Source organism: Winogradskyella poriferorum (assembly GCF_050618035.1).
Lineage (GTDB): Bacteria > Bacteroidota > Bacteroidia > Flavobacteriales > Flavobacteriaceae > Winogradskyella > Winogradskyella poriferorum_A.
Map to the genome: position 1 here is coordinate 972336 of NZ_JBODPY010000001.1, position 16775 is coordinate 989110.

Below are 16775 nucleotides of genomic sequence, written 5' to 3' on the forward strand. Positions count from 1 at the left end.
AAAGTGCAAAGGTAGGGGAATAATTACTACCTAAGGTTAAATAAATGTTTTATTTTAATAAAAGCAGATTTTAAGCGTCTAATTTTCAAAAAGAAACGTTTAGTATTTGTGTCTTTTTTGATTGGCTTTCATCTTGTCCAAATTTTCTTTTGTAAGCATGTAATCTTTCATATTCTTTCCTTTCCAACGGTAATATGAGAACAACGGGAATACAATGAAGAAAATTCCAACAACACCAAAACCGATAAGTTTTTGAGAATATTCTACATCCAGAACGAATCCACAAACGATACTAACTAGAGAAGCGATTAAGACAATAAATGTTATAACCGGTAAGACTTTCATGATTTTAAATTGAGTTTTAAATTCAATTCGTCTAATTGTTCTTCATCAATTGGTGCTGGTGCATCAATCATAACATCTCTACCAGAATTATTCTTAGGAAATGCTATAAAATCCCTTATAGTTTCTTGACCACCTAGTATAGCGACAAGTCGGTCTAATCCGAAGGCGATACCACCATGAGGAGGAGCGCCATATTCAAAAGCATCCATTAAAAATCCAAATTGAGCTCTAGCCTCTTCTTCAGAGAAACCTAAGTGTTTTAACATAACAGCTTGGGTTGGCTTATCATGGATACGAATTGAACCACCACCTATTTCATTACCGTTTAACACCAAGTCATAAGCATTGGCTTTTACCTCACCAGGCTTAGTGTCTAATAATTCTAATTGCCCTGGTTTAGGTGATGTAAATGGATGGTGCATGGCATGATATCGTTCTGTCTCTTCATCCCATTCTAATAATGGGAAATCCATAATCCAAAGTGGTGCAAATTCGTCTGGTTTACGTAACCCTAAACGCTCTGCAAGTTCCATTCTTAAGGCGCTTAATTGTGTTCTTACTTTATGGGTTTCACCAGATAGTACACAGATTAAATCTCCTGGTTTTGCACCTGTGACTTCAGCCCATTTCGCCAAATCATCTTGGTCATAAAACTTGTCCACGGATGATTTAAATGTTCCGTCATCATTGCAACGACAATAAACCATTCCTAAAGCTCCAATTTGTGGACGTTTAACCCAATTTATGAGTTTGTCAATTTCTTTACGTGTATAGGTGTTTGCTCCAGGAACAGCAATACCTACAACAAGTTCAGCAGAATTGAATACATTAAAATCTTTGTGCTGTGTAACTTCGTTTAATTCTCCGAATTCCATACCAAACCTAATGTCTGGTTTGTCGTTACCATACAAACGCATGGCATCGTCATAAAGCATTCTTGGAAATTTATCAACCTCAACACCATTTATTTCTTTTAAAAGGTGACGTGTTAAACCTTCAAACGTGTTTAGAATATCCTCTTGCTCCACAAAGGCCATTTCACAGTCTATCTGAGTAAACTCTGGTTGACGGTCTGCTCTTAAATCTTCATCTCTAAAACACTTTACAATTTGAAAGTACCTATCCATACCACCAACCATAAGCAATTGCTTAAAGGTTTGTGGAGATTGAGGTAATGCATAAAACTGACCTTCATTCATACGTGACGGAACTACAAAATCACGTGCGCCTTCTGGTGTTGATTTTATCAAATATGGCGTTTCTACTTCAATGAAATCTTCATTAGACAGATAGTTGCGAACAGCTTGTGCTACCTTGTGTCTAAAAATTAAGCTCTGCTTAACAGGATTTCTTCTTATATCTAAATAGCGATATTTCATACGTAAGTCATCGCCACCATCAGTCTTGTCTTCAATAGTAAATGGAGGAACCAATGAGGTATTTAGAATTGTTAATTCAGAAACTAAAACCTCAATATCTCCTGTTGGTATATTTGGATTTTTAGAGGCACGTTCAATAACGGTTCCTTTTGCTTGTATCACATATTCTCGACCGAGCTTTTGCGCTTTCTCCATGATCTCTTTTGGTGTGCGCTCTTGATCAAAATAAAGTTGTGTAATCCCATAACGATCTCTCAGATCTATATAGATCATAAATCCCTTATCTCTTAAACCTTGTACCCAACCACTTAGAGTTACTTCTGTATTATTATGATCGGCTCTTAACTCACCACAAGAATGACTTCTATACATATTAAAAATTTAAAATAAAATATCTTGATATAATCAAGCAATTAGCGCCGCAAATTTAATCAACTTAATAGTATAAATAAATAAAAGCCTCAACAAATGTTAAGGCTTTTGGCTATTAATCAACGCACAAAATTACTCCAGTGCGGGAGTTTGAGTCGTATTTATTTCTTCCGTTACAGGTTGTGAACTGAACTTTCTTTTTAACCACATTTTAAATCTTATGGATAAATAAAATAACACAGGTACTACAATAAGTGTTAAGAATGTTGCAATGAACAGACCATAGATTACTGTCCATGCTAATGGTCCCCAAAAGATAACGTTGTCACCTCCGAAATAGATATTAGCATCTAATTCGCTCATTAGCGTAAAGAAATTAAGGTTTAAACCAATTGCCAACGGAATAAGACCAAGTATAGTAGTTATTGCAGTTAATATAACCGGTCTTAAACGGGCTTTACCAGCTCTAATGATTTGCTTTAATAATTCATCTTTTGGTAGGTACTCTGAGATATCAAGATCGAGCTCATTCTTTTTTCTGTCAATCAGTAATTGGGCATAATCTAGTAGTACTACACCGTTATTTACAACAATACCAGCTAGGGAGATAATACCCATCATTGTCATTAAAATTACGAACGAAGCTCCAGTAATTACGATCCCGCCGAACACACCAATTAAACTCAATGATACCGCAATCATTATTATTGCAGGTTTTGAAACGGAATTAAATTGGAATATTAGAATAAGAAATATTAAAAATAATCCAGCAAAAAATGCACTCATTAAAAACGCTTGTTCTTTATTCTGCTCTTCGATCTGCCCTGTATAATCAATCTTAATATTTGGTGGCAGGTCTTCAAAATTTTTCATTTCATTTTGAATCTGAGTAACTACAGCACCAGCATCCACATAGCCAGGTGCTAGCGAGGAATAAACTGTTACAACACGTTTTGTGTCTCTATGCTTAATAGCGCTAAAACCAGAATTATTATTTTGCTTGGCCACAGCAGAAACAGGTATTTCCCTTACTTGACCCGAGGCCATGTCTCTAAATATTATTTTTTGATTGAAAAGAGCACTCTTATTATATCTTAGATCCTCATTAAAGCGAACATAGATATCGTAATCATCTCCATCTTCCTTATAAATTCCTGCTTTAGCACCAAATAAAGAGTTACGTAATTGTTGTCCTACTTGACCTGAGCTTACACCTAATTCACCAGCCTTTTCACGATCAACAACAACTTGCATCGCAGGTTTGTCTTTGTTTACATCAATTTTTAATTCATCAATTGCAGGGATGTTTTTAGAATTAATATAACTACGCATGCGCTCCGCAATGGCAATAAGTTCGTCATAATTATCACCTTCGATTTCAATATTTATTGGAGGACCAATTGGAGGACCATTAGCATCTTTTTCAACCGAAATTAAAATACCGGGATAAATACCTGTTAGAGACTCTTGTACTTTTTGTCGTAAGTCTTCACTGTCTTTTCCTTTACGATATTTATACTCTCGCATTGATGCTGTAATTTTTCCTTTATGTGGCATTTCGGCAGAAGAGCCTCCATCTGTCATTGGGTTACCAGCACCTTCACCAACTTGGGAAACCGCACTTTCTACAAGAAAATTACTGCCCTCGGCTATATACTCAGGATCATTGAGTATGCTGTATACTTTCTGTTCTATTTCACCTGTTATCCTATTTGTTTTATCAATATCAGTCCCTTCAGGATATTCGATATAAACTATAATCTGGTTTGGTTTATTATCTGGAAAAAACTCAATCTTAGTACGTTGCATTCCCACAGAAATTCCGAAACTTATAAAGGCTGCAAAGAATAAAAGTAAACTTCCAATAGCAATCATTTGAGGTTTCCATCCATTTAGTGATGAGGACAGAACTCTTTCATAGAAATTCTCTAAACGGGTTAGTATTTTAGTTTGAAATGCATTAGCCGCACGTCTTAAAACCAGTCTATATACCCATAGTAAAATGGCAGTTATAATCATTAGCGTACCTAATCCTCTATAGGTTCCACCAAACAGCACTATTAATGTACCAATACCGACTAAGATTGCAGAAATCTTTACAATTTGTTTTAAAGGCATTTCTTTGTCTTCCGTTGTCATAAATTGTGACACTAAAACAGCATTAAAGAATATAGCCACCACTAATGAAGACCCTAGTACCACACCAAGTGTTTTTGGGAAATAGACCATAAATTGACCCATTAATCCTGGCCAAAGCCCTAATGGAATAAATGCGGCAACGGTTGTAGCTGTAGAGATAATTATTGGAAATGCAATTTCACTAATACCTTTTTTGGCTGCTTCTAGACGTGGCAAGCCTTCCTCATCCATCAGACGATATACATTTTCAACAAGTACAATACCATTATCTACTAACATACCTAGTCCCATAATAAGTCCAAAAAGGATCATAGTATTCATGGTAAACCCAAGCGCACTAAGAATGGTTAAGGACATAAACATGGACATTGGTATTGCAAACCCTACGAATAGTGCATTTTTAAAGCCTAAAAAGAACATTAGGACAGTAACAACGAGAATAATACCAAAGATGATATTGTTAACAAGATCATCTACTTGACCTATAGTTTTAGAAGACTGATCGTTTGTTGTCGTTACTCTTAAGTCAGGAGGAAAAACATCTGCCTTAGCCGTTTTTACAATTTCATCAATTTTCTCGGCTGCGGCCACCATGTTTTTTCCTGAACGCTTTTTAACATCCAGCATCACAACAGCTTCACCAATATTGGTCTCTGGATTAAACTCCCTTGCATAGGTTGTTTTATCCTTTGGTCTAAAGGTTATTTTTGCAATATCTTTTAAATAGATTGGACTATTATTTTCTGATTTAACAACAAAATTTTCTAGCTGGTCAGGCGAGTCGATTTCTCCTATTATCCTAATGGTACGACGTTGACCACTGGTAATAAAATTACCTGCAGACATTGTCATATTACCATTGCTAATAGCGCCTGTGACATCATTAAAACTCACTTTAGACGCCATCATTTTATAGATGTCCACAGCGACTTCTACCTCTTTTTCTTGAGCACCACGAATATCGACTTGCTTTATTTCTGGTAAATCCTCAATTTCATCTTCTAGGTATTCTCCAAATTCCTTTAGTCTTTCAACAGGGTAGTTGCCGGAAATATTAATATTTAGAATTGGCATCTCCTCAGACATACTGAGCTCAAAAACATTAGGCTCTACTTTTGCACCATTAAATGTTGGCCAGTCTTCACTTGAGGTTTCGCTATCAATCTCATCTTTAACCTTCTGTTTGGCTTGTTCTACGGTTAGATCTTCATCAAATTCTACGATAACCATAGAGTAATCTTCTTGTGAAGTCGACGTAATTTCAACGACATTACTCACATTTTTCAGTTTATCCTCTAATGGATCTGTTATGAGTTTTTCTATATCTTCCGCAGTGTTTCCAGGGAATAAAGAGCTGATATAAATTTTGGTTTCTTTAATCTCTGGAAAGCTCTCTCTTGGCATTGAAAAGTAAGCAGACCCTCCTAAAAATAATATTAGAAGAATAGCCACATACATTGTGGTTTTATTGTTTATTGCCCAAGACGATAGTTTAAATTCCTTATCAACTACCTTTTTGTTTTTCTTTTTACTGGTCATTGATTTTAGTTTTTAACTTTTACTGGTTGTTCATTTTTAACACTTCTGGCACCCTCCACGATGAGTTCTGCTCCAGATTCTAAACCAGATAGGATTTCAATTTTATCACCTTGTGTTCTTCCAGTTTTAATAATGACTTGGTTGGCAATTGCCTTGTTACCGTCTTTGTCTTTTAGTGCATAGACATATTGATCGCCTGCTGCATTTTCTGAAATAATACTTTGTGGTATTAAGATGGCACTATCGCTTGTGTAATCATTAATTTTCAATCTAGCTGTAAGATTAGGCTTAATAGATTTGTCCTTGTTAGGGACAGCAATCTCAACTTTAAAGGTTCGGTTGGCAGGATTAATAAAATTCCCAGTTTGTCTTATTGAAGACATAAGTGTTTTTCCTAAAACAGGGAAATTCACTTCAACCTCTTTCCCTTTTACAACATTTGTAATATAGCTTTCTGGTACATCAGTTTGAATATACATATCGCTTAGATTAACGATTCTAATAAGTTGTGTCTGGCCTGCTGCAACTACATTTCCTCTTTCTGTTATCACATCATCAATAACACCTGAAAATGGCGCTCTTACGTTAGATTTAGCAAGTTGTTGCTTTAGTTGATTCACAGATTCAACAGCACTCTCATAGGCAGATTTAGATTGTAAAAACTGAATTTCACTACCTATTTGTTGTTCCCATAAACGTTTTTGACGTTCATAAGTTGTCTTTGCCAAGTCTGCCTGGATTTGCAACGCAGAAATTTGCTGGCTAAGACCACCATCATCAATTTTAGCTAAAAGCTGCCCTTTAAATACTTTGTCACCTTCTTTAATGTAGACATGGGTAAGTATACCTGGCATCTCTGGAGTTAAAACAACATTTTTCTTTGTCTCTACACTCCCTTGTAGCTCCAGATAATGTTTAAACTCTTCTGCTTTTGTTGTAATGGTAGTTATAAGTGGGATATTTCTATCAGGACTAAGCGTTTTTAATTGTTCATCTAATTGCTTAATCTTCTGAACTAACACTTGTTGCTCATTAACTAACTCATCTTTTTTAGTTTGAATTGTTTTCACATCATTGGTTGCAATGATGTCTTCAATACTTTGTTGTCGATCACCTCCAGAACAGGCTAGAAGTAAAGTGGCGATTGTGAATATGCTTAATATTTTTTTCATGATGATATATTTAATAGTTCGTTGGTGTATTGGTAATGGTTTCAAGTTCTGCTTTTGCATTAATTACATCGAGCATAGTCTGAAGGATTTGTTGTTGCGCACTATAAAGTTGTGTTTGTGCTTGTCTTAGTTCGAAACTAGATCCTATACCTTCAAAGAACTTAGTTTCGTTCTTTTGTGCTATACGCTCTGCTAGCTCTAGATTTCGTTTTTTATTGTAATAATCTTCAGTAGCGAATTGATAGTTACTTTTGGCAGTTGCAATTTGAAGTTTTAATAATTGTTCAACTTCTGTGAGATCATCTTTTGCTTTTTCAAGATTAATTTTTGCGCGTTGCGTTGCGGCACCACGCATACCAGAACTAAAAATTGGGATGTCTAGGTTTAAACCAAAAAGTGAAAATCCAAACCACTGATTATTATTGTCTAGAAATACAAAGTCATTAGAGAAACTATTATAACCACCATTAAGAAATGCACTCAATGTTGGCAACGCTTTACTTTGTTCTAATTTTACCAGAAGTTCTTTAGAGTCTTTGTCATTTTCTGCTATTTGATAATCTAACGTGTTGGTTACATCATTCTCAATTTCTAAGGACTCAGTTGCCAAATTTTGAAATGCTAATGACTCTAGAGTGTCTGTTAACTCAAGTGGAGATTTGTAATCAATACCAAGTGTAATGTTTAACATCTGATAGGCAATAACTTCGAGACGTTTTAAATTATCATAATCACTTTCGAGGTTTGATAGTGTGATTTGCAACTGTTCTACACTTTCCAATTCCTCTAGGCCGTTTTCATAAATTTTAGTTGTTTCATTCAGGTTGTCTTTAAGAACCGCAATATTTCGTTCTAAAATTTCTACACCCTCCTCAGAAACTAAGACGTTACCATAAGCATTAATAACAGATTCTCTCACTTCTAAATCTGTTTTAGCCTTTGCATTTTTTGAAATTTCTAAAAATACCTTTGTTGATTGTAAGCCTACTATATAAGAACCATCAAATATGAGCTGATTAAGTGTTGCTGTTGCCGTTGCATTTTGTTGAGTTCCAAATATGACTTCAGCAAATTCACCAGGATCACCACCAAAAAATTCAGCAGGTACTACAGATACCTGTTGCTTTAGAAAGTTTTGATAGTTAATATTTGCATTTAACTGCGGCAAACCTGTTGCAATGGTTTCCCACTTCTGCTTTTCGGCTACCTCAATATCTCGAGAAGCATTTTTAGCTTGTCTGTTATTTTCTAGTGCATAGTCAATAGCCTCTTGCAAGCTGAGACTTGTAGGTGTCTCTTGTGCGAGGCAATAATTGAAAAATAAAAGCACAAAGAATTTTAAATAGTGTTTCATTTCTTGGTTTTAAGATTGATTTTGTTTTATGAATTGATTTAAAATTTTGAATCCTTTTTCAGTTACTATAGCTCTTAAATGGTATTCTAGATAGCTCTCCATCAGATATTCCATTTGGTAACTTTCTGGAGGAAAGAACATGTTGTCTTTAATTCCTGTCATACCTGTGAAGTACATACGTGAAATAAAATCCACATCAATTGTATCTCTAAAGACTCCTGTTTCAACACCGTGTTCAAGACTTTTCTCAACAGATTCATGCATTTTTTCGAATTGTTTCATTTTTAATTCGGCATGGATCAGCGGATAATATTTCTTAAGTTGATACTGAGGAGATGTCTTCTCATTTTTTAGATGTTTCATCACGAACATCTTTATAGAATACAATTCTTCTATCGGGTTTGGTGCATTCTCACAAATAGAATCGATACCAGTACAAATGGTATCAAAAAGATGGAATGTAACCGCTTCAACAAGCTTTGTCTTGTTTGGGAAGTGGACGTAAATGGTCTTTTTTGATATACCTAGTTCATTTGCTATATCGTCCATTGTTACACTTTTAAACCCAAGGTTTAAGAACAACTCTGTTGATTTATATATAATTTTTTCTCTCATAATAAGGGGCAAAGATAGGCGAGGAAACTTTTAATACCACAAAAGTTTCCGAAGTTTTAATAATAATTTAACATGAAGGACATTGGTCTTTAACTTGCTGAATACTTTATTTTTGTTGTATGCAAAACATTGAAGCTTATCAGAACTTATTTACAGATTATTTAAAGAATACGATTGTAAACAAAGAGCCAAATAATCTGTATGAACCTGTTGATTACATCTTAAATCTTGGTGGTAAACGCTTAAGGCCAGTATTAACTCTTATGGCTACAGAAGTTTTTGGAGCTGAGGCGAAAACTGCACTAGACGCTGCTTTATCTATTGAAGTATTTCATAATTTCACTCTTGTTCATGATGATATTATGGATGATGCTCCTATTCGACGTGGTAAAGAAACAGTTCATGAAAAATGGGATCTTAATACTGGAATACTATCAGGTGATGCCATGTTAATTATGGCCTATCAGTTTTTTGAGAGTTATGAGCCTAAAGTGTTCAAAGCTTTAATTGCTTTATTTAGTAAGACTGCATTGGAAGTATGTGAAGGACAGCAATATGATATAGACTTTGAGACGAGGAATGATGTTACAATCCCTGAGTATCTCAAAATGATTGAATATAAAACAGCTGTTTTAGTTGGTGCAGCAATGCAGATGGGTGCAATAATAGCCGATACAGATCATAAAAATCAGCAGGCTATTTATGACTTTGGGCGTTATTTAGGTATTGCTTTTCAGCTTCAAGATGATTATTTAGATGCATTTGGTAATCCAGAGACATTTGGCAAGCAGGTTGGAGGTGATATCATTGAGAATAAAAAGACCTATTTATATCTAAAGACTTTAGAACTGGGAGACCAAAACCAGCAAAGTGCCTTGGTTAATGCCATGAATAGTAATGATATTAGTGATAATGAAAAGGTAACTAAAGTAAAATCGTTATTTGTTGATTCTGGCGCGTCTGATGCAACACAACAAGCGGTTAAAAACTATACGGATAAAGCCTTTGAAGTTTTAGATTCGCTCAGTATTACAGATGATAAAAAACAAGTCTTAAGACTATTTGGAGAACAATTAATGAATAGGCGTGTGTAATGACTTTGCCCTCAAATTTTAATGAACTTGTTATTGCATCTGAAGCACCTAATTTCTTCAAGAAATTAATAAAACAGCTTAACAAAGACCTGCTTTACGCCAATATAGACTTAGAATTTGATGAAGACACATTGCCAACAAGTCTCAAGCTGGTATTGCAAGAAACAGTTTTTCATCTTATAGAAAGCAAGTTTCCGGATTATCTTAATTTACTCTATCAAGTGGATGTTTCAGAAGTAAAAATAAAACAGATTGAAGATGACGACACTACCATTATTGCCGAAAAAGTAACCTTTTTAATTCTGCAACGTGAATGGCAAAAAGTGTGGTATAAAAATAACTTCTAAAGTGTTCTAAAATACTCTAAAATTGCTCGTGCTTCGTCTTTAGTTACATTCTGTCCGACCATTGGCGAACCATTATACTCTTCTAATAAGTCCTTGGCTAATGGATCTTCTTTCACCATTTTTTCAGGATTTAGAATCATATTCATAACCCACTCCGGAGAACGACGCTGTAAGATTCCTTTTGGAGAAGGACCAATAAATTTTTTATCAACCATATGACAAGCTAAACACAGTTTATTATAAACTTCTTCACCTTGTTTTGCCAGTTCTTCATCTACCACAAGTGGTAAATCAACAGATGTGATACTACCAACTCCTTTATTCGATAAATCAATACGTTCAGAAGCAGGTACTTTGGCAGTTTCAGATTTACCATATCCAGCCTCCTCTTTTTTGTTGTCATTACCACAGCTAAAACTTAAAAATAGAACTGATAAAAAGAATAATTTAATAGATGATTTCATGGTTAATTTATTAGGTCTTTATTAAGTGTCTAAATATAATATATTAAAACCAAAATCTAACAAAAGGCATCCAAGCTTCTGGTTGTATGCTTTTTTCATCATCGTATAAAACATCATATCTTATACCAAAGGTCATACTGCCACTGGTATAGCCCACGCCAATAAAAAGTGCAGGATACCAATAACTATCATCTACATTAGTTACAAATTGTTCATCAAAATCACGATTAACATAAAGTTGTTCAAACTCCGTTGAGAGCTGAATTTCCCTAGCAGGATTAAATAAGCCTAAAACACTACCACCTACAACGGTTGATTTAAATAGATCACGTTGTAAGCTGTACTGAAAGTTTAATCCTACACCTGTTGCCACGTATGGGCTAATTCTATAAATTGCATTAGGTGCAAGTGCTCCAGAAAAAAAGCCATTGCCAAAATTGAGTCCTACACCACCTCCAAATTGAACATTTTGCCAAAAATTCGATGGAGAATCAATACTACTTTGAGAAGAAATACTGTAGGTAAAACAAAGCATTGCCACTAAGGTTAAGTATCTTTTTAATCTAAGGGTATTTCTAAATTTTGTCATAACACTAAAACCACTTTTGTATTTGTTATAAATATAATAAAACCACTACTATATTTGGCAAAAGTTGTATTTTTGAAGAAATTTTATTGAAACGTCAACGGCTCAAAAAAAGTAATGGATAAATATTCCTTTCTCAACGCAGCGCACACCGCTTACTTTGCGGATTTATATGACCAATATCTCAAAAATCCTGATTCGGTAGAACCAAGTTGGCGAGCCTTTTTTCAAGGCTACGATTTTGGCTCCGAAAACTATGGTTTAGAAGGAGAAATAGTAGAAGGAGTTTCAACTCAAATCCCAGAACAACTTCAAAAAGAATTTCAGGTTGTGAAATTAATTGACGGCTACCGCAGTAGAGGTCATTTATTCACTAAAACCAATCCAGTACGTGCAAGACGAAAATATGCACCTACTCTAGAGATTGAAAATTTTGGATTGACTAAGAGTGATCTTCAAACTGTTTTTTCAGCTGGAGAAGTCATTGGGATTGGGCAAAGCACCCTACAAGTGATTATTGATCATTTAGAGCGCATATATTGTGACTCTATTGGTGTTGAGTATATGTACATAAGAAAGCCTGAAGAAATTCAGTGGATTCAGGACAAGCTCAATATTAACGATAATCACCCTCAGTTTTCTGGAGACGAGAAAAAGAATATTCTGAGAAAGCTCAATGAGGCAGTGTCCTTTGAATCTTTTCTTCATACTAAATATGTAGGTCAGAAGCGTTTTTCACTCGAAGGAAATGAATCTTTAATTCCTGCACTTGATGCCATGATTGAAAAGGCAGCAGATTATGGTGTTAAAGAATTTGTCATGGGTATGGCACACCGAGGCCGATTAAATACTTTAACCAATATTTTTGGAAAGTCTGCCAAGGATATTTTTAGTGAGTTTGACGGTAAAGATTACGAAGAGAAAGTTTTCGATGGTGATGTAAAGTACCATTTAGGATGGACAAGTGATAGAGAGACCGATACAGGCAAGCGAATTAATTTGAGTATTGCACCAAATCCTTCACATCTTGAAACAGTTGGAGCTGTGGTTGAAGGAATTGCAAGAGCAAAACAGGATCGCGACGAGATAAAAGATAGTTCAGAAGTACTACCAATAGTAGTCCATGGTGATGCTGCCATCGCAGGTCAAGGGCTGATTTATGAGGTTGTACAGATGGCAAAATTAGATGGTTATAAAACCAATGGTACCGTACACATTGTTGTTAATAATCAAATAGGATTTACAACAAATTATCTAGATGGTAGATCGAGCACCTATTGTACAGATGTAGGTAAGGTGACGCTTTCACCTGTATTGCATGTTAACGCAGATGATGCAGAATCGGTTGTACATGCTACACTATTTGCATTAGATTTTAGAATGCAATTTAAGCGTGATGTTTTTATTGATTTATTAGGTTACCGCAAATATGGTCATAACGAAGGTGATGAACCAAAGTTTACTCAACCACTTTTATATAAGGCCATTTCAAAACATAAAAATCCTCGTGATATATATGCAGCACGTTTGCTTGAAGAAGGAATAATTGATGAAGGCTATGTTTCCAAAATAGAGAAAGAATACAAGAATAAATTAGAAGAGAAGCTAGAGGACTCTAGAAAGATCGAAAAAACAATCATTTCTCCTTTTATGCAAGAGCAATGGAAGGACTTTGTACGTGTTACTGAGGTAGAAATGATGAAACCTGTAGACACAGGTGTTTCTAAATCAGATCTTAAAGAGGTGACCCAAGTTATAGCTACACTCCCTTCAGATAAAAAGTTCATAAGAAAAATTCAGCGTTTGGTAGAGTCAAGACAGACTATGTTCGATGAAGATAGATTGGATTGGTCTATGGCAGAACATTTGGCTTATGGTACCCTTTTAAAAGAAGGTTATAATGTTAGGATTTCTGGACAGGATGTTGAGCGTGGCACGTTTTCGCACAGACACGCTGTTGTTAAGGTTGAAGATAGTGAAGAGGAAATTATTTTATTAAAAGAAATTTCAGAAAACCAAGGTCAATTTAACATATTCAATTCGTTGCTTTCTGAGTATGGTGTGGTAGGGTTTGATTATGGATATGCGATGGCAAGTCCTAAAACTCTCACCATTTGGGAGGCACAGTTTGGGGATTTTAGTAATGGTGCCCAAATTATGATAGATCAATATATCTCTTCTGGTGAAGACAAGTGGAAAACTCAAAATGGTTTAGTAATGCTTTTACCACACGGTTATGAAGGACAAGGTGCCGAGCACTCTTCTGGTCGCATGGAACGCTACTTACAATTATGTGCTAAAGACAATATGTTTGTTACAGATTGTACAACGCCTGCAAATATGTTTCACCTATTAAGAAGACAAATGAAGGCCAATTACAGAAAGCCACTAATTGTCTTTACACCAAAGAGTTTGCTAAGACACCCAAAAGTTGTTTCTGCAGTTGATGAATTTGCTAATGGAAGTTTCCAAACTTTAATTAGTGATACTGAAGTTGAGCCAAAAGACGTGAAAACACTTGTTTTTGTAACAGGTAAGTTTTATTACGATTTATTGGACGAAAGAGAGAAGTTAGAACGCAATGATATTGCTTTGGTAAGAATAGAGCAATTATTCCCATTACCAGCTGAAGCTATGCGAGAGGAATTGAAAAAATATAAAAATGCTAATGATGTTGTGTGGGCGCAAGAGGAGCCAAGAAATATGGGAGCTTATGCACATATTTTAATGCATTTTGATGAAGCCAAACATTTCAGAGCGGCTAGTAGAAGGCCATATGGTACTCCTGCTGCAGGAAGTTCAGTAAGATCAAAAATTAGACATCAAGAGGTTATTGATTACGTTTTTGATAAGACTAAAAACAATCAGAGATAAAATATAAATACAAAAGAGCTTAAATAAATAAGTCCATGATTTTAGAAATGAAAGTGCCTTCTCCAGGCGAATCTATTACGGAAGTTGAGATTGCAGAGTGGTTAGTTGAAGACGGTGATTACGTTGAGAAAGACCAAGCTATCGCTGAGGTAGATAGCGATAAAGCAACTTTAGAGTTACCTGCAGAAGCGAGTGGAACAATAACACTTAAGGCTGAAGAAGGAGATGCTGTGGAGGTTGGTGAGGTTGTTTGTTTAATTGATACAAGCGCTGAAAAGCCAGAAGGTTCAATTGAAACAAAGGCAGAAGAGGCTTCAAAAAAAGAAGAAACATCGAAAAAAGAGGAAAGTACACCAGCACCTGAAACGGCAAAAACCTATGCAACGGGTACGGCAAGTCCTGCGGCTAAGAAGATTTTAGCAGAGAAAGGTATTCAAGCTTCTGCGGTACAAGGTACAGGTAAGGATGGACGCATAACTAAAGATGATGCCGTAAATGCTGCACCTTCAATGGGAACACCAACTGGTGGTAACCGTGGAAGTTCGCGTAGCAAGATGTCAATGCTAAGAAGAAAGGTCGCAGAACGTTTAGTAGAAGCTAAGAATACAACAGCTATGCTAACAACTTTTAATGAAGTTGACATGTCACCAATTTTTGACTTAAGAAAACAATATAAAGAAGATTTTAAGGCGAAGCATGGCGTAAGTCTAGGATTCATGAGCTTTTTCACTTTGGCTGTAGTGAGAGCTTTAAAATTGTATTCAGCAGTTAATTCTATGATAGATGGAAAAGAAATGATTTCTTTTGATTTCTGTGACATTAGTATTGCAGTATCAGGGCCGAAAGGTCTTATGGTCCCTGTTATTAGAAATGCTGAAAATTTATCATTTAGAGGTGTTGAGTCAGAAGTAAAAAGACTTGCAATACGTGCTCGTGATGGTCAAATTACTGTGGATGAAATGACTGGTGGAACCTTCACAATATCTAATGGTGGAGTCTTTGGCAGTATGTTGTCTACGCCAATAATTAACCCTCCGCAAAGTGGTATTTTGGGGATGCACAATATAGTAGAGCGACCAGTCGCTGTGGATGGTAAGGTAGAAATTAGACCAATTATGTATGTGGCCTTATCTTATGATCATCGTATTATCGATGGGAAAGAGTCTGTAGGATTCTTAGTTGCTGTTAAAGAAGCACTTGAAAATCCGGTAGAGCTTTTAATGGATGGAAATCCAAATAAGGCACTAGAAATGTAGTCAAAGAAGTTTTTTAAAATAGAAAAGCGCAGTTGAAAAACTGCGCTTTTATCGTTCTCTTAATTACTAACTTAGAAGAACAACTAACTAAAAATTAACTTAAAAAAGTTACTACTAAATTCGCTGTAACAACGAAAACAGTGGCAATAATTATTAAAGCAATAATTATTTTGTCAGTTTTGGTAGCGTTTTGCTTTGCAGAGTCCATAATTGATTTTATTTATTAATATTTTTGAAAGCTCCGGAGATTCAATAATTCCAGAGCTTTTCAGATTCTAATCTGAGGCATACGATTAATAGCTCTGTAAATGTCTTTATTTATTAAATATGGGACTATACGTAACGTTACGTATATTTTAAAAAATTCTCATTTTGAGGCACTTAAAATTCAGAAATTAAGGTTTAAGGGAAATAGGAAGTATAGTTTACTAATTGGTTAAAATAGTAAAGCCTCGGAACGAGTCCGAGGCTTAATAATCCCCTAAGAACTAATTAATAGCTCGTTATTAACCCTTAATTAATAACAATGTAAAGATGCTAATTAAAAAAATGAAAATCTATACGTAACCTTACGTATTTTTCAAGAAAGGTACTTTTGATTGTCTTTCGCCCAAATTAAAATACTATTTGGTGCCTTGTCTAAATCGAGCTTGCGTCGAATATTACTTTTATGTTTTTCAACTGTTCTAGGAGAAACATATAATTCTTCAGCAATTTCTTTGGCTGTTTTATTTTTAGAAATGAGCCTTAAAATTCTTAATTCAGAGGTGGTTAATTCCTGGAGAAGATCGAGTGCTTCGTTTATTTCGATATAAGAAATCAATTCTGGACTAAAATAGGTCTTACCGTCTCGAACCGATCTAATACAAGTTTCTATCTCGTCGAGAGCAAATTCCTTAAGGACATAAGCATAAACCCCTGCCTCTTTTGCAGCGTTATATGTTTTTTCGTCCTTTTCAAAAGTCAAAAGAATAATCTTAGTCTCAAGTTGAGCTTCCTTGCATTTTTGGGCTATTTCTAAACCAGTAAAAAATGGCATTCTTACATCTAAAACAGCAATATCTGGCTCATGTGCTTTAATTAAAGCAAGTGCGTTCTTACCGTTAGTAGCTGAAGCTATTACGTTGTGGTTATTTTCATTCAAAAATTCCAATAAACCTTTGAGCACCAGAGGATGATCATCGGCAACTATGAGGGATGGATTCATGCTCTTTACCTTTTAACCTGATTTGTGAAGAT

Annotated in this window: 13 protein-coding genes; 4 read left to right on the forward strand and 9 right to left on the reverse strand. The window is 35.3% G+C overall.

Annotated features, from left to right (window positions below):
• Positions 1-99: 99 nt before the first annotated feature.
• The 6 genes from ACRHOC_RS04340 to ACRHOC_RS04365 form a co-directional block, all read right to left on the reverse strand.
• Positions 100-345: a hypothetical protein gene (locus tag ACRHOC_RS04340; RefSeq protein ID WP_431157326.1), complete on the reverse strand. Its 246-nt coding sequence runs from the start codon at positions 343-345 to the stop codon at positions 100-102.
• Positions 342-2096, reverse strand: coding sequence for an aspartate--tRNA ligase (gene aspS / locus ACRHOC_RS04345; protein ID WP_431157327.1), 1755 nt, complete (start codon positions 2094-2096; stop codon positions 342-344). Before aspS ends, ACRHOC_RS04340 begins: the two co-directional genes overlap by 4 nt.
• A 132-nt stretch (positions 2097-2228) precedes the next feature.
• Complete coding sequence (locus ACRHOC_RS04350) at positions 2229-5774, reverse strand: efflux RND transporter permease subunit (protein ID WP_431157328.1); 3546 nt, start codon at positions 5772-5774, stop codon at positions 2229-2231.
• Between the two features lie 5 nt (positions 5775-5779).
• Positions 5780-6946 (reverse strand): efflux RND transporter periplasmic adaptor subunit, encoded by a 1167-nt coding sequence (locus tag ACRHOC_RS04355; RefSeq protein ID WP_431157329.1) that lies wholly within the window; start codon positions 6944-6946, stop codon positions 5780-5782.
• A 10-nt stretch (positions 6947-6956) separates the two neighbouring features.
• Positions 6957-8300 carry a TolC family protein gene (locus ACRHOC_RS04360; RefSeq protein ID WP_431157330.1) on the reverse strand — a complete coding sequence of 448 codons (1344 nt, stop codon included), beginning with the start codon at positions 8298-8300 and terminating at the stop codon, positions 6957-6959.
• A gap of 9 nt (positions 8301-8309) precedes the next feature.
• On the reverse strand, positions 8310-8915 hold the full coding sequence (locus ACRHOC_RS04365) for a TetR/AcrR family transcriptional regulator (RefSeq protein WP_431157331.1): 606 nt from the start codon (positions 8913-8915) through the stop codon (positions 8310-8312).
• Positions 8916-9034: 119 nt separating this feature from the next.
• Between ACRHOC_RS04365 and ACRHOC_RS04370 the strand changes: the two genes are divergently transcribed.
• Together ACRHOC_RS04370 and ACRHOC_RS04375 are read left to right on the forward strand one after the other, a co-directional pair.
• Positions 9035-10009: a polyprenyl synthetase family protein gene (locus tag ACRHOC_RS04370; protein WP_431157332.1), complete on the forward strand. Its 975-nt coding sequence runs from the start codon at positions 9035-9037 to the stop codon at positions 10007-10009.
• Complete coding sequence (locus ACRHOC_RS04375) at positions 10009-10356, forward strand: hypothetical protein (protein ID WP_431157333.1); 348 nt, start codon at positions 10009-10011, stop codon at positions 10354-10356. The genes ACRHOC_RS04370 and ACRHOC_RS04375 overlap by 1 nt, the downstream gene beginning before the upstream one ends.
• Here the strand turns inward: ACRHOC_RS04375 and ACRHOC_RS04380 are convergent.
• Both ACRHOC_RS04380 and ACRHOC_RS04385 read right to left on the reverse strand, forming a co-directional pair.
• Positions 10353-10820, reverse strand: a complete 468-nt coding sequence (locus tag ACRHOC_RS04380; protein WP_431157334.1) for a c-type cytochrome — start codon at positions 10818-10820, stop codon at positions 10353-10355. The two genes, ACRHOC_RS04375 and ACRHOC_RS04380, sit on opposite strands and share 4 nt — an antisense overlap.
• A gap of 43 nt (positions 10821-10863) precedes the next feature.
• Complete coding sequence (locus tag ACRHOC_RS04385) at positions 10864-11409, reverse strand: alpha-ketoglutarate decarboxylase (RefSeq protein ID WP_431157335.1); 546 nt, start codon at positions 11407-11409, stop codon at positions 10864-10866.
• A 114-nt stretch (positions 11410-11523) separates the two neighbouring features.
• On the opposite strand from ACRHOC_RS04385, the gene ACRHOC_RS04390 reads away from it, so the two are divergent.
• Positions 11524-14280: a 2-oxoglutarate dehydrogenase E1 component gene (locus ACRHOC_RS04390; RefSeq protein ID WP_431157336.1), complete on the forward strand. Its 2757-nt coding sequence runs from the start codon at positions 11524-11526 to the stop codon at positions 14278-14280.
• Positions 14281-14315: 35 nt separating this feature from the next.
• A complete protein-coding gene (gene odhB / locus ACRHOC_RS04395) occupies positions 14316-15536 on the forward strand; it encodes a 2-oxoglutarate dehydrogenase complex dihydrolipoyllysine-residue succinyltransferase (protein WP_431157337.1) in 1221 nt (406 codons plus the stop codon).
• A 580-nt stretch (positions 15537-16116) separates the two neighbouring features.
• On the opposite strand, the gene ACRHOC_RS04400 is transcribed toward odhB, so the two are convergent.
• Entirely contained in the window at positions 16117-16743 is a 627-nt protein-coding gene (locus ACRHOC_RS04400; protein ID WP_431157339.1) for a response regulator, read from the reverse strand.
• Positions 16744-16775 lie beyond the last annotated feature (32 nt).

Coding starts and splice junctions, on each gene's coding strand:
- ACRHOC_RS04340 (WP_431157326.1), bottom strand. CDS start 345: ATGAAAGTCTTACCGGTTATAACATTTATTGTCTTAATCGCTTCTCTA.
- aspS (WP_431157327.1), bottom strand. CDS start 2,096: ATGTATAGAAGTCATTCTTGTGGTGAGTTAAGAGCCGATCATAATAAT.
- ACRHOC_RS04350 (WP_431157328.1), bottom strand. CDS start 5,774: ATGACCAGTAAAAAGAAAAACAAAAAGGTAGTTGATAAGGAATTTAAA.
- ACRHOC_RS04355 (WP_431157329.1), bottom strand. CDS start 6,946: ATGAAAAAAATATTAAGCATATTCACAATCGCCACTTTACTTCTAGCC.
- ACRHOC_RS04360 (WP_431157330.1), bottom strand. CDS start 8,300: ATGAAACACTATTTAAAATTCTTTGTGCTTTTATTTTTCAATTATTGC.
- ACRHOC_RS04365 (WP_431157331.1), bottom strand. CDS start 8,915: ATGAGAGAAAAAATTATATATAAATCAACAGAGTTGTTCTTAAACCTT.
- ACRHOC_RS04370 (WP_431157332.1), top strand. CDS start 9,035: ATGCAAAACATTGAAGCTTATCAGAACTTATTTACAGATTATTTAAAG.
- ACRHOC_RS04375 (WP_431157333.1), top strand. CDS start 10,009: ATGACTTTGCCCTCAAATTTTAATGAACTTGTTATTGCATCTGAAGCA.
- ACRHOC_RS04380 (WP_431157334.1), bottom strand. CDS start 10,820: ATGAAATCATCTATTAAATTATTCTTTTTATCAGTTCTATTTTTAAGT.
- ACRHOC_RS04385 (WP_431157335.1), bottom strand. CDS start 11,409: ATGACAAAATTTAGAAATACCCTTAGATTAAAAAGATACTTAACCTTA.
- ACRHOC_RS04390 (WP_431157336.1), top strand. CDS start 11,524: ATGGATAAATATTCCTTTCTCAACGCAGCGCACACCGCTTACTTTGCG.
- odhB (WP_431157337.1), top strand. CDS start 14,316: ATGATTTTAGAAATGAAAGTGCCTTCTCCAGGCGAATCTATTACGGAA.
- ACRHOC_RS04400 (WP_431157339.1), bottom strand. CDS start 16,743: ATGAATCCATCCCTCATAGTTGCCGATGATCATCCTCTGGTGCTCAAA.